The sequence below is a fragment of the Erwinia rhapontici genome, from assembly GCF_012271765.1.
Taxonomy (GTDB): Bacteria; Pseudomonadota; Gammaproteobacteria; order Enterobacterales; family Enterobacteriaceae; genus Erwinia; species Erwinia rhapontici.
Genome location: NZ_VRKO01000010.1, coordinates 84,788 through 98,372, shown reverse-complemented (window position 1 = coordinate 98,372; position 13,585 = coordinate 84,788). Strand labels below are relative to the sequence as shown.

Below are 13,585 nucleotides of genomic sequence, written 5' to 3'. Positions count from 1 at the left end.
AATGATAAGACCACAATGAACCCCACTCCCGCTCCCTTTGCCGCTCTTTTTTCCCGCCAGAATGGGTCCACCCTGCGGGAAAAAGTGTGTGCCATGTTACGGGAGGCGATTGCCAGCGCAACGTTACCCGCAGGGTCTCGCCTGCCCTCTTCCCGCCTGCTCGCCAGCGATCTCTCACTGTCTCGCGTTACCGTTGAGGCCGCTTACAGCCAGCTGGAAAGCGAGGGATATCTCTCACGTAAAAGCGGGCGCGGCACGTTTGTTGCCATCAGCCCCACCGTATCGCAAAACCGCCACCGCCCCGCTTCTGCGGCGCCACAACTCTCAGCACGCGGGGGGAAAATGGTGGCGGGAGGCGGCTGTGACGATCCACTGTTTCCCCGTGCTTTTGCCGCCGGTTCGCCGGACTTGCGCGCTTTCCCACAGGTGCTGTGGCGGCGCCTGACCCAGCAGCGCCTGCGCTCAGAGAGCACTTCCCTGATGCAATATGGCGATCCGCTTGGTCTGTCCGATCTGCGCCAGGCGGTGGCGCATTACCTGGGGCAGTCGCGCGGCGTGCGCTGTTCGGCCGACCAAGTGATGATCCTCACCAGCTCTCAGCAGGCGCTGCAAATGATCGCCCTGCTGCTGTGCGATGCCGGCGATCCGGTTGCAATGGAAGATCCCGGTTACCCTGGTGCCTGGCATGCTTTTCGCTATGCCGGGGCGCAGCTCACCAGCATCGCCACCGACGAACAGGGAGCTATCCCGCCCGACGGGCCAGCCCCACGGCTGGTCTACCTGACACCTGCCCACCAGTATCCGACCGGCGTGACGATGAGCGGGCAGCGGCGGCTGGCGTGGCTGGCGTGGGCACGTCGCCACCAACGCTGGCTGATTGAAGATGACTATGACAGTGAATTTCATTATGACGGACGCCCGCTACCGGCATTGCAGGGGCTGGAGGATCGCGCAAGGGTGCTGTATCTCGGCACTTTTTCCAAAGTGCTGTTTCCCTCGCTGCGACTGGCGTATCTGGTGGTGCCCGATGCGCTGATTGAGCCGCTGCGGCGGCTGCGCAGCGTGATGGATGGCCACAGCGCCCAGTTGATGCAGGCGGTGACGGCGGATTTTATCCAGCACGGTCATTTCGCTGCCCACCTGCGCCTGATGCGCCAGCTCTATGCCAGCCGCCGTCAACGGCTGATCGAGGAATTAAACGAGAAGCTGGCGGATCGACTCACACTGTTTCCCCAGCAGGGCGGCTTACAGTTGACGGTGCACCTGACATCCGGCGGTGAACAACGACTGACGCAGCAGGCAGTGCAGAGCGGGCTGCTGTTACCGCGTCTGTCACCGTTGTATCAGCAGCAACCTGCACGGGAAGGCTGGCTGCTGGGATTTTCAGCACTACAACCCGCAGAGATTGTGCAGGCGGTATTAAAACTCAGCCGTCTGAGCTACTGACGGCACTGCGCGAGAAGCTGAAGGTCACGGCAATCCCCGCCAGCGCACAGATCGATCCGGCGACAAACACCGAACCGTAGCCCAGCGAGGTCGCCAGGATGCCAGTAAGCGGGCCGCTGGCCCCATAAGCGATATCCTGAAACGCCGAGAAGCCGCCAAGCGCCGTGCCACGCACCTGCGGGGCTACCCGCTTCAGCACCTCAACGCCCAGCGCCGGGAACACCAGCGAACAGCCGCAGCCGGTCAACGCCGCTCCCGCCAGCGCCACCCAGCCATTCGGCGCCAACCCAAGCAGCAGCAGCCCGCAGGCTTCCACCCCCAGCGAGATCAGCGCCACGCGCGTGCCTCCGAGCCGGTCCGGCAGCCCGCCGAACAGTACGCGCACCAGCACAAATGCCAGCCCAAACGCGGTCAGCGCAAACCCGGCATTGCCCCATTGCTGATCGGCAAAGTAGAGCGAGGTAAAGGTGCCGATCACCGCAAACCCGGTGCCCTGTAACGCCAGCGCCAGGCCCGGCTGAGTAATCTGCCCCACCACCTTCCACAGCGAGGGACGCTCGCCGCCGTGGATCGGTACAGGGCGTACGCCGGTATTGAACAATAGCGCCACCAGCGGCAGCAGGATCGTTGCCACGCCCAGCGCCATAAATCCCCACTGACTGTGTAACCACAAGCCCAGTGGCGCCCCGGCGGCCAGCGATCCATAAATCGCCATGCCGTTCCACGACATCACCTGGCCACCGCGTTTCGGCCCGACCAGCCCCATTCCCCAGGTCAGATTCCCGGTCAGTAACTGACTTTCGCCAAAGCCCAGCAACAGCCTGCCCGCCACCAGCAGGGCAAATTTCCCCATGATCGGCAGCGGCAGCAACGCCGCCAGCAGATAGGCCACACCGACCAGGGCCAGCGCCATCATGCCCTGCATCGTTGAGCGCTTTGCCCCGCGCTGATCGGCCAGCCGTCCGGCATAACCGCGGGTCAGCAGCGTGGCAAAAAACTGAATGCCGACGGCAATCCCCACCATCACATTGTTCAACCCCAACTCCTGGTGAACATAGAGCGGGATCACCGGCAGCGCGAGGCCTGCCGTCAGATAGGTGAGAAATACCGCGAAGGAAATACGTGCAAGAGCATGGGTGCCCGCTTTCGGGCTCTCATCACTGCAACTGGACATGGCGAACTTCTCCTGGAAAACCTACAGCACAGCCTGTGCCGCTCAGTTGGCTTGTGTGAAATTTTATTTTCAAAGCACCATAGATTGGCTAAAAAATTTCAAATCGTCAATATCACATCAGGAAGTTCGTGAGGAAGCCCGCAGTCAGTTATTATCAGGGCAATATTGACGATGCGGGAACAAGACATTGAAAACAGGGATATTCGCTTTAACACTGACCACACTGCTGACCAGCGTCCATGCCTTTGCCGCGGAAGAAGATACCTGCCGTAACGGCTATTTCCCCAGCTATCAGGGAGAGTATCACCAGGCAGAGATCAGCGCAGATGCAGGTAACGTCCATTTCTATGATGATGATAACGGCTGCCCGGAAAAAGGGGCAAGCTGCGCGCGTAAAGCCTATCTGGTCCCTGGTAATCAGGTGCTGGTGGCGCAGACCAAACCCGGCTGGAGCTGCGTCTGGTACTTCGCGAAGAAGCGCGACTTTACCAGTTGGATCCCCACGGCCAGCCTGACCACGCTCCCGACACGCGCGGTAAAGCCTGAAGACTGGCTGGGCCTGTGGCTTCCGGTGGAAGGGTCCGATGCCATCACGCTTTCACGCAGCGGCGAAAAACTGCACGTCAGCGGTACGGCGAACTGGCACGGCGGCATCAACAGCTACGGTGAACAAGTGGTGCATATCGGTGAAATCGATGATGATGCCACGGTAGACGGCAACCGTCTGACGTTCGGCAAACCGGATTCACAGAACTACGAGTGCGGCGGTGAAATGCTGTTGATTAATGGCAATCTGGTGGTGCGCGATAACAGCAACTGCGGCGGGATGAACGTGCGCTTCGACAGTGTTTACCGCAAGAGCACAACAAAATAGTGTTCAGGGCCGCCTGCGGGCGGCTCATTGACCTTATTTTTCCTCTGTGTAAGGAAATTACGTCACCACCTTCCTCATCTTTCAGGCTAAAGCAAGGCGGCCGGATGGCAAATTCGCGAGATCGCTCGCATTCGGTGAATTCTTCCAGGCAGAAAACAGCATCTGACCGCCATACCCTGTGCTTTTTGTCGTATGAACCACTCATAATGTTATTTATTTGTTAAATAAAAATTAAACTAACAAATACACAACACTTTATCGTGGTAAAAATCCAACAACCACAGCAAAACAAACAAATAATTAACACAATAATGCTCGTAATTTTACATATAAAGTTACCGATCACACTTCTTCATCTCGCTCAACTCTTCGCCAAAATCTTCTTGCTATCTTGATCCGGTGGTCAATGCCACCTCTTACCTGACAAAAACAACGAATCAGATAACAAGGTACTGCTATGAAATTTAACCTCTCGTTACTCAATGCATGTGTTGTCTCTGCCTGTATGTTGTTCGCGACTCCGCTGCTGGCCGCAGAAAAACACGATATCGCCCTGGTGGCAAAAGTGACCGGGATCCCCTGGTTCACCCGGATGGCCGTTGGCGTAGATGAAGCCGCGAAAAAACTCGATGTAAATGCTTATCAGGTGGGCGGTTCCACTGCCGACCCGGCGCAGCAGGTGAAAGTGATTGAAGACCTGATTGCCAAGAAAGTGGATGCGATTATCGTGGTGCCGAACGACGCTAAAGTGCTGGAGCCGGTGCTGAAAAAAGCCCGCGATCAGGGCATCGTGGTGCTGACGCATGAATCCCCTGACCAGCCTATTGGCCAGTGGGATATTGAAACCATCGACAGTGTTAAATACGCCGAAAAGAATATGGACGAGCTGGCCAGCAATATGGGCGGCAAAGGCGGTTATGCCATCTATGTTGGTTCGCTGACCGTGCCCCTGCATAACGCCTGGGCGGATGCCGCCATCAAGTATCAGAAAGAAAAATACCCTGAGATGCATGAAGTCACTTCACGCCTGCCGGTGGCTGAGAGCATCGATAAATCTTACGCCACAACGCTCGATCTGATGCGCACCTACCCTGATCTGAAAGGCATTATCGGTTTCGGATCGCTTGGCCCTATCGGTGCCGGACAGGCGGTGAAAAGCAAACGTGCGAAAAATAAAATCGCCGTCGTCGGTATCGCGATGCCCGCTCAGGCTGCACCATACCTGGCAACGGGTGATATCAAGAAAGCCCTGTTGTGGGATCCAAAAGATGCCGGGTTCGCTCTGGTGAGCCTTGCCGATCAGCTGCTGGATGGCAAACAGGTTACGCCGGATCTGACCATTGACGGCCTGGGTAAAGCCGATGTGGATATGGAACACCATGTGATCCGTTTTAACCGCATTCTGGAAGTGACCAAAGATAACGCGAAATCCCTCGGCTTCTGATTGTTTTGGGCCAGCCTGACTGGCCCTTTATCCACTCCAGGGTACTGAATTATGTCCACGCAAACACCGTTTATCTCACTGGAAAACATCAGTAAATCCTTTCCCGGCGTCCGCGCACTGGATGATGTGACACTGACGCTGAACCGGGGTGAAGTGCATTGCCTGGCCGGACAAAACGGCTGCGGTAAAAGCACGCTGATCAAAGTGATCTCCGGGGTGTATCAGCCCGATAAAGGTTCACATATCAGCATTGACGGAAAGCGGCTCAACCATCTGACGCCTGCCCTTTCGGCTTACTATGGCATCCAGGTGATCTATCAGGATCTGTCGCTGTTCCCCAATCTGTCGGTGATGGAAAACATTGCCGCGCATCGCTATCTGCCAGGCGGTCACTTCTGGGTAAACCGCCGGGCCATGCGCCAGCTGGCGCAGGAAACCATGGCACGTATCGGCGTGCAGCTCGACCCGGCGCGCAAGGTTGAAAAACTGTCGATTGCTGACCGCCAGCTGGTCGCTATCTGCCGGGCACTGGCGGCAGACGCCAGCCTGGTGATCATGGACGAGCCAACCGCATCGCTCACGCGCCATGAAGTGAACGGGCTGCTGCGTGTGGTGAATGAACTGAAAGCCGCCGGGATCTGCGTGGTGTTCGTCAGCCACAAGCTGGATGAAGTGATGGAAGTGTCCGATCGCATCAGCGTGATCCGCGACGGCAAGCTGGTGGGCACCTGGCCTGCCAGCAAACTGGATAGCGATGAGCTGGCATGGCAGATGACCGGGCAGCGCTTCAGCTTCAGCCCTCTGCCGGAACGTGCTGACCTCAACGAAACGCCGTTGCTGGAAGTGCGTAACCTCTCGCGCCGCAATCAGTACCAGCAGATCAATCTGCAACTCAGAGGCGGTGAGATCACCTCGATTGTCGGCCTGCTGGGCGCCGGACGTACCGAGCTTTGCCTGTCGCTGTTTGGTATTACGCGGCCCGACAGCGGCGAGATGATTATCGACGGTCAGCCGGTGGCACTGCGCAGTAACCGCGATGCCATCCGCCACGGTATTGCTTACGTCTCGGAAGATCGGCAGACGGAAGGGCTGATCATGACGCAGTCGATTTTCGACAACCTGCTGTTGCCGATTTTCTCCCAGCTGCGCAACCGCCTGGGACTGCTGGATCGGCATGAAGCCCGCCAGCGGGCATCAAAACTGATCCGTGAACTGAATATTAAAGTCTCTGACAGCCAGCTGGCCGTTCAGACGCTGTCCGGCGGTAACGCTCAGCGTGTGGCGATTGGTAAATGGGTCGCGACCCGGCCAAAAGTGTTGATCCTCGACTCCCCGACCGTCGGCGTCGATATCGCCAACAAAGAGGGGATCTATCGCATCGCCCGCGAACTGGCAGAGTCCGGTATGGCAGTGCTGATGATCTGCGATGAGGTCCCGGAAGCGTATTACAACAGCCACCGCGTGCTGGTGATGCGTAAAGGCGAGCTGGTGGCGAGTTTCGCCCCCCATCTGTGCCGTGAAGAGGAGATAGCCGGAGTGGTCAATGAATAACAAACTGCGTCACCTTATCAGCCTACACGAATTCTGGCTGGGCATGCTGATTGTGCTGCTGGCGCTGGGCCTGAGCGTGCGCACCAGTGAGTTTCTTACCCTCGGTAACCTGACCGATGTGGCCACCAGCTATGCCATCCTCGGCATTCTGGCCTGCGGCCTGTTTGTGGTGCTGATTGCCGGCGGCATTGATATCTCATTCCCGGCGATGACCGCCATTGCTCAGTATGTGATGGCCAGCACCATGCTGACGCATGGCGGGAACCTGTTTAGCGTCTTTGCCATTGCCATCGGCTGCGGTCTGGTGCTGGGGATGTTCAATGGTTTATTGGTTTACCTGCTGCGGGTTCCGGCGATCATTATCACCATTGCCACGCTGAATGTGTTTTATGGACTGCTGGTCTGGGCCACCAACGGCACCTGGCTGTACGGCTTCCCGGACTGGTTTATGGAGGGCATTAACTGGTTTTCCTTCACCGCGACCGACGGCTACGAATATGGTCTGACGCTGCCGCTGCTCAGTCTTCTGGCGGTGTTTGTGCTGACCGGGGTAATGATGAACTTCACCCGCATTGGACGCCAGATTTACGCCATGGGCGGCAACCGCGAGTCCGCTTCACGCCTTGGCATCAACCTCAGAGGCTTGCATCTGGCGGTCTACGGCTACATGGGTGTGCTGGCCGGTGTGGCCGCAGTGGTACAGGCGCAGACAACGCAGTCTGTTGCACCCAACTCACTGGTGGGCTTTGAGCTGACGGTCCTTGCTGCCGTGGTCCTGGGCGGTGCCAGCATGAGCGGTGGACGCGGAACATTAACCGGCACGCTGCTGGGCGTACTGCTGCTGGCCTTCCTGCAAAACGGCCTGACGCTGCTGGCGGTCTCGTCCTACTGGCATATGGTGTTTAGCGGCATCATTATTCTGGTCAGCGTGAGCGCCACGGCATGGAACGAAAAACACCAGCGGGCAAAGGGGAACTGAGATGCAAACATTACTGAATAAACTGCCAGGTGACCGCATTATCCGGCTGCAGGTGCTGATGCTGGTGGCCGTGCTGGTGCTGTTTTCTCTGACGCTGGGGGGGCGCTTTTTTAGCCTCGGTAACTTCCAGTCGATAGCGAGCCAGTTGCCAGTGCTCGGCCTGCTGGCGCTGGGTATGGGCATCACTATGCTGACGGGTGGCATTAATCTGTCGATTATCGCCAGCGCCAACGCCTGCTCACTGCTGATGGCCGCACTGATTGTCGCGCATCCTGACCAACCGCAGTGGGTTTTCCTCGCACTGCTGGCCGGGCTGGGGCTGGCCGTGGTGATTGGCGTGGTCAACGGCGTACTGATTGCGGTCATTGGCGTCTCGCCGATTCTGGCCACGCTGGGCACCATGACGCTGATTGCCGGGCTGAATATTCTGCTCTCCAACGGTGCGGTGATCTCCGGCTTCCCACCAGTGATCCAGATGCTGGGTAACGGCAATATCGCCGGGATCCCGCTGGCACTGTTGCTGTTCCTGGCCGTGGCGGCGCTGATGTGGCTGCTGCTGGAGCGCACCACGCTGGGCCGCACCATATTGCTGCTGGGCAGCAACGAGAAGGCCACGCGCTTTAGCGGGGTGAACACCACCCGCGTCACCATTGTGGTGTATGTCCTTTCGGCGCTGATGAGCTGGGGGGCCGCGCTGTTGATGATGTCGATGTTCAACTCGGCCAAAGCTGGCTATGGCGAATCCTGGCTGCTGGTGACCATCCTCGCCTCGGTGCTGGGCGGCATTAATCCTGACGGCGGTTTTGGGCGTATTCCCGGCCTGGTGATGGCGCTGATTGTGCTGCAGATGCTGGAAAGTGGACTGAATCTGCTGGGAGTGAGCAGCTACCTCACTATGGCCCTTTGGGGTGGTGTACTGATCCTGTTTATTGCGTTGCAACATCGCAGAACCTGAGGACTAAGGATAAAAAATGGCGAGCTATTACATTGGTGTGGATGTGGGAACCGGCAGCGCACGCGCAGGCATTTTTGATATTACCGGGCGCATGATGGGACAGGCGAGCCGTGAGATCGCGATGTTTCGCCCACAGGCCAATTTTGTTGAGCAGTCTTCCGACAATATCTGGCAGGCGGTGTGCCGGGCGGTACGCGATGCGATTAATCAGACCAACATTAACCCGGTGCAGATAAAAGGTCTGGGGTTTGATGCCACCTGTTCACTGGTGGTGCTGGATAAAGAGGGGCAGCCGCTGACGGTCAGCCCTTCCGGGCGCAGCGAGCAGAATATTATTGTGTGGATGGACCACCGCGCCATTGTGCAGGCGGAACGCATCAATGCATTGAAGCACCCGGTGCTGGACTACGTGGGTGGGGTGATCTCGCCGGAAATGCAGACGCCAAAACTGCTGTGGCTGAAGCAGCATATGCCAGCCAGCTGGCAGAATGTGGGTCACCTGTTCGATCTGCCGGACTTCCTGACGTGGCGCGCAACGGGTGACGTCACCCGCTCGGTCTGTTCGCTGGTGTGTAAATGGACCTGGCTGGCCCATCAGGACGGCTGGGATGCCAGCTACTTTAAACAAGTGGGTCTGGAAGATCTGCTGGAGCATGACGCGGCGAAGATCGGCAGCGAGGTCAAAAGCATGGGCGAACCCCTGGGACGTGGTCTGACACAGCGTGCGGCCAGTGAACTGGGCCTGCTGCCCGGCACCCCGGTCAGTGCCTCGATAATTGATGCCCACGCCGGAAGCCTGGGCACGCTGGGTGCCGCCGGGCCATCCGGCGAGCTGGCCGACTTTGACCGCCGCATTGCGCTGATCGGCGGCACCTCCACCGGGCATATGGCCATCTCCCGCGAGCCGCGTTTTATTAAGGGCGTCTGGGGCCCCTATTACAAGGCGGTGCTGCCTGACTTCTGGCTGAATGAAGGCGGCCAGTCCGCCACCGGTGCCCTGATTGATCATGTGATCCAGTCGCACCCCTGCTATGCCGCCCTGCATGAGCAGGGCAAAAGTCAGGGAAAAACTATTTACGAGGTGCTGAACGATCTGCTGCGTAAGATGGCGGGGGAAGCGGATAAAATCGCGTTTCTGACGCGGGATATCCATATGCTGCCCTACTTCCACGGCAACCGTTCGCCGCGTGCCAACCCTAATCTGACCGGGATACTGACCGGACTGACACTGTCGCGCACCCCGGAAGATATGGCGCTGCACTATCTGGCAACGATTCAGGCCATCGCGCTTGGCACCCGGCATATAATTGAAACCATGAACCAGACGGGCTACAGCATCGACACGATTATGGCCAGCGGCGGCGGCACCAAAAACCCGATCTTTGTGCAGGAGCACGCCAACGCTTCCGGCTGCACCATGCTGCTGGCGGAGGAGAGCGAATCGATGCTGCTGGGCAGTGCCATGATGGGCACCGTGGCCGCAGGCGTTTACGACACGCTGCCGGAAGCGATGAACGCCATGAGCCGTATTGGTAAAACCGTGACGCCACAGACCAACGAGATCAAACGCTATTACGACCGTAAATATCGGGTGTTCCGCGAGCTGTATCACGACCATATGAAATACCAGCAGATGATGCAGGAGGAATAATGACGCCGGAACAGAGCTGGCAACAGGCCACCACAGGCTGGAATACCTACCGCCAGGCGCTGGCCGCACTGGAAACACAGCTTGACCGTCAGCAGTGGCTGGCGGTGCTGAATGCCCTCGCCGCCTGTCGCGGCAAGATTGCCGTCACCGGCATCGGCACCTCCGGCATTGCGGCGCGTAAAATCGCCCATATGCTGGCCTGCGTTGAGCATCCCGCCATCTGGCTCAGCGCTGCCGATGCCGCCCACGGCGATATCGGTTTTCTGCGCCACGACGATGTGCTGATTATGCTGTCACGCGGCGGTAACTCCGATGAACTCACGCGGCTGCTGCCAACGGTGCGTGCTAAAGGCTGCACGCTGATTAGCGTCACGGAGAACGCACACTCGGCCATCGCTCAGGCCGCCGATCGGCTGCTGCTGATGCCAAAATCGCAGGAGATCGACCCGCTGAATATGCTGGCCACCACGTCGATTATCAGCGTGCTGGCGGTATTTGACGCGATGATTGCGGTACTGATGTCGCAGAGTGGCTACAGCAAGGAGACGTTGCTGACCCTGCATCCGGGGGGGAATGTGGGGAAGATGTTGAGGGAGGAGTGACCCCTGAGGGATCTCCACACATTTTTAGTCGCTAATCGTTCAGCTTCAGGTCTGGAGCCAGTTTCAGCAGGCTCATAAACAAGGAACATCGGAGCAATACGTTTCAATATAGAATGTCTCAAAGAAATCATTCATCAAATCTTCTGCCACAAGATCATCAAGGTTCATACTGTCGGTGATGTAATCCTATGAATTTACTCTACAGGTTTAATGATAAGGTTTTCTGACGGATAACGATGCGATATTATCCGTTAAAACCTTTATGGACGCTCCCTAATGAACAGGCCGTTACCGCAGTTTACCTACCTCAGCGCTGACTTCGCTCGCGATGTCTTTATTCAACAAGCCGCCACCTGCAACTGCTGTGGTAAAGACACTGATCGCCACTATAACGGCACCATTTACAGGGTCGGTGACAGCGATATCACCCTGTGCCCGTGGTGCATCCATGATGGCAGCGCAGCCGCTAAGTACGCATGCAGCTTCAACGATCTTTATGATGAAGCACTTGATGATGCCATCGCGGCGGAAGTTTGCGAACGCACGCCGGGTTACAGTTCATGGCAGGACCAGAGCTGGGCGACCCACTGTAACGATGCCTGCGTTTATCACGGCGATGCCAGTGCGAAAGATGTTGCCGACGCCAGTGCAGAAACCCGTCAAAAGTGGATGAGCGATTACGAAATGGATGAGGAGAGCTGGTCGCAGTTTATGGCCGATTACAAACCGGGTGGCGATCAGGGCGTTTATAAGTTTGTCTGCCGCCATTGCGAATTGGTGATGTTTAACTGGGATTTTTCCTGACAGGTGTTTCTGCGGGAGGCAATGTGATGGCATCACCGTTGCCTCCCGACGAGAGGGGATGAGAAAGGTCAACCCGATGCGGTATCACTCACTGCATTAATGTTTTCTCTCGCATTGCTCTGGCACTGTGTCGGGTCAGGAAAGGGAGAATACTTAACAACCCGAAGGCTGCCAGTATCCCCCCGATCCAAAGAGGTGAACGAAGTCCATATCCCTCAGCAATCGCCAGCCCCCCTACCCATGACCCCACGACAATCCCCACATTACTGACAGCAATATATATCGTATTGACTAAAGAACTGTTTTTCGCCAGTCGCATAACCCGTGTCGCCAGTGCCGGATTCATCGGTAATCCCACCAGACCTGTCAACAACAGGGCCAGAGTGCTGATCACCATGGACTCCGTATTCAGGGCAAAAGTCACCAGCAGCGTAATAAGAATAACTTGCCCGCAGAACAGGATACGCATGGTATATCTGTCCGCTATTCGCCCTACTATCATGATACCGACCACCGTCGCAGCGCCGTACATCGCCAGAAGCACCGGGATGGTCGTCGGAGAGAAACCGGTGACCTGAGTAAGAATGGGAAAAAGATAAGTGAACATGGCGAAAACAGCACCAACCACTAAACCACTGGTGATACAGGCAGCCCACAGTTCTCCCTTACCTAATGCCGCTATTTCCTGTTTCAAACTGGCGCTGCTTTTAACAGGTTGTTTAGGAACCAGAGTCGCGCATGCAATGATGCCCAACAGCATCAATCCGGAAATAATCCAGAAACTCATACGCCACGACGTATATTGATCAAGCCAGGTGGCCGCGGGTAATCCGATAACGGAGGCAACCATTAATCCCCCCATGACAATCGCGGATGCCCGACCTATACGCTCCGGGCCAGCCAAAGATGCACAGACGGATAAAGCAACTCCGAAGAAAGCAGAATGTACCACGCCGGAAAGAATGCGGGAAAATAGCATCACATTATAATTCATGGCCACAGCACCGATCGCCTGGCTGAGACAAAACAGTGAAGCCAGGGTAAGTAATGCGTGTTTATTTGACGTTTTAAATAAAAGAACAGCTAATATCGGCCCGCCGACCACAACGCCTCCGGCAAAAGCGGAAACGAGATAACCGACAGAAGAGACGGAAACGCCCAACGAGACCGCTAACGATGGCATCATACCGACAACCATAAACTCGGAGGTGGTCATTGAAAAAACACACATCGCCAAAACATAAATAACCACAGGCATGATTACGTCCTTATAGAAAGCATCCAATATGACTTTCTGCTCTGACGATCTCATTCAAAGCCAGAGCAGAAAAAAACCAGATTACGTACGATTAATGCTCACACCACCGTCAACAAATAAAGCGGTGCCGGTAGTAAATGCCGACAGCTCGGAAGCCAGATACATTGCAGAATTGGCAATTTCTACCGGCGTTGCCCTGCGTTTCATCGCATGAAGCCCATTGATAAAAGCCTCTTTCTCCGGCGTATCGGTGGATGAACGCCCCATTTCTGTATCCGTTCCTCCTGGTAATAACGCATTAACCCTGATCCCTGCCGGGCTGTACTCGGCTGCCAGCGCACGCGTCAGGCCAATCAAACCCGCTTTGCTTGCAGCGTAGGCGGCCATTCCAGGAAAGCCAATGGCATGCCCTACGAATGAGGACGTAAAGATCAGTGACGCATTGCCACGTTGCAGCATCGCGGGAATCTGATATTTAGCCGCAAGAAACGCACTGGTCAGATTGGTCTCTATCGTTTCATTCCAGCCTTCCAGAGAAATACCGGTGGTCTCGCCCATTTCGCCCATCGTGGCAGCGTTGTTGAAAGCAATATCCAGCCCACCAAAATGGTGAACCGCTAATCTCACCGCTTCTTTCGCACAAGCTTCATCCTTTACGTCAGCGGCTAACATTACGGCCCTTCCGCCCGAAGAGATAATTTCATCAACCAGCGACCCCAGCTCGGCAGCACGACGGGCGACCAGTACCAAAGCGGCACCTTCTTTGGCGAAAATTTTCGCCGCTTCACGCCCGATTCCTGAACTTGCACCTGTAATTAATGCTGTTTTATTTTTCAACATCATCATA

The 13,585-nt window shown here is 56.5% G+C and carries 12 protein-coding genes; 9 read left to right on the top strand and 3 right to left on the bottom strand.

Annotated features, from left to right (window positions below; translation table 11 throughout):
* Positions 1-15: 15 nt before the first annotated feature.
* On the top strand, positions 16-1,446 hold the full coding sequence (gene pdxR, locus FVB43_RS05870) for a MocR-like pyridoxine biosynthesis transcription factor PdxR (RefSeq protein WP_167863582.1): 1,431 nt from the start codon (positions 16-18) through the stop codon (positions 1,444-1,446).
* Here pdxR and FVB43_RS05865 read toward each other — a convergent pair.
* Entirely contained in the window at positions 1,427-2,620 is a 1,194-nt protein-coding gene (locus FVB43_RS05865) for an MFS transporter (RefSeq protein WP_133841351.1), read from the bottom strand. The genes pdxR and FVB43_RS05865 overlap by 20 nt on opposite strands.
* Before the next feature lie 187 nt (positions 2,621-2,807).
* On the opposite strand from FVB43_RS05865, the gene FVB43_RS05860 reads away from it, so the two are divergent.
* The 8 genes from FVB43_RS05860 (at position 2,808) to FVB43_RS05825 (ending at position 11,480) form a co-directional block, all read left to right on the top strand.
* Positions 2,808-3,494, top strand: a complete 687-nt coding sequence (locus tag FVB43_RS05860; protein ID WP_167863581.1) for a hypothetical protein — start codon at positions 2,808-2,810, stop codon at positions 3,492-3,494.
* Between the two features lie 457 nt (positions 3,495-3,951).
* A complete protein-coding gene (locus FVB43_RS05855; protein WP_133841349.1) occupies positions 3,952-4,938 on the top strand; it encodes an autoinducer 2 ABC transporter substrate-binding protein in 987 nt (328 codons plus the stop codon).
* A 51-nt stretch (positions 4,939-4,989) separates the two neighbouring features.
* The gene (locus FVB43_RS05850) at positions 4,990-6,489 is read left to right on the top strand and encodes a sugar ABC transporter ATP-binding protein (RefSeq protein ID WP_133841348.1); all 1,500 of its coding nucleotides are present in this window, start codon (positions 4,990-4,992) and stop codon (positions 6,487-6,489) included.
* Positions 6,482-7,468, top strand: a complete 987-nt coding sequence (locus tag FVB43_RS05845) for an ABC transporter permease (RefSeq protein ID WP_133841347.1) — start codon at positions 6,482-6,484, stop codon at positions 7,466-7,468. Before FVB43_RS05850 ends, FVB43_RS05845 begins: the two co-directional genes overlap by 8 nt.
* A 1-nt stretch (position 7,469) precedes the next feature.
* Entirely contained in the window at positions 7,470-8,423 is a 954-nt protein-coding gene (locus tag FVB43_RS05840; protein ID WP_133841346.1) for an ABC transporter permease, read from the top strand.
* A 16-nt stretch (positions 8,424-8,439) separates the two neighbouring features.
* The gene (locus tag FVB43_RS05835; protein ID WP_133841345.1) at positions 8,440-10,074 is read left to right on the top strand and encodes an FGGY-family carbohydrate kinase; all 1,635 of its coding nucleotides are present in this window, start codon (positions 8,440-8,442) and stop codon (positions 10,072-10,074) included.
* Positions 10,074-10,676, top strand: a complete 603-nt coding sequence (locus FVB43_RS05830; RefSeq protein ID WP_167863580.1) for a KpsF/GutQ family sugar-phosphate isomerase — start codon at positions 10,074-10,076, stop codon at positions 10,674-10,676. The genes FVB43_RS05835 and FVB43_RS05830 overlap by 1 nt, the downstream gene beginning before the upstream one ends.
* 276 nt (positions 10,677-10,952) lie before the next feature.
* On the top strand, positions 10,953-11,480 hold the full coding sequence (locus FVB43_RS05825) for a CbrC family protein (protein ID WP_133841343.1): 528 nt from the start codon (positions 10,953-10,955) through the stop codon (positions 11,478-11,480).
* A gap of 88 nt (positions 11,481-11,568) precedes the next feature.
* Here the strand turns inward: FVB43_RS05825 and FVB43_RS05820 are convergent, their stop codons facing one another.
* Positions 11,569-12,738, bottom strand: a complete 1,170-nt coding sequence (locus FVB43_RS05820) for an MFS transporter (protein ID WP_167863579.1) — start codon at positions 12,736-12,738, stop codon at positions 11,569-11,571.
* An 81-nt stretch (positions 12,739-12,819) separates the two neighbouring features.
* Positions 12,820-13,584: an SDR family oxidoreductase gene (locus FVB43_RS05815; protein WP_167863578.1), complete on the bottom strand. Its 765-nt coding sequence runs from the start codon at positions 13,582-13,584 to the stop codon at positions 12,820-12,822.
* Position 13,585: the final 1 nt, after the last annotated feature.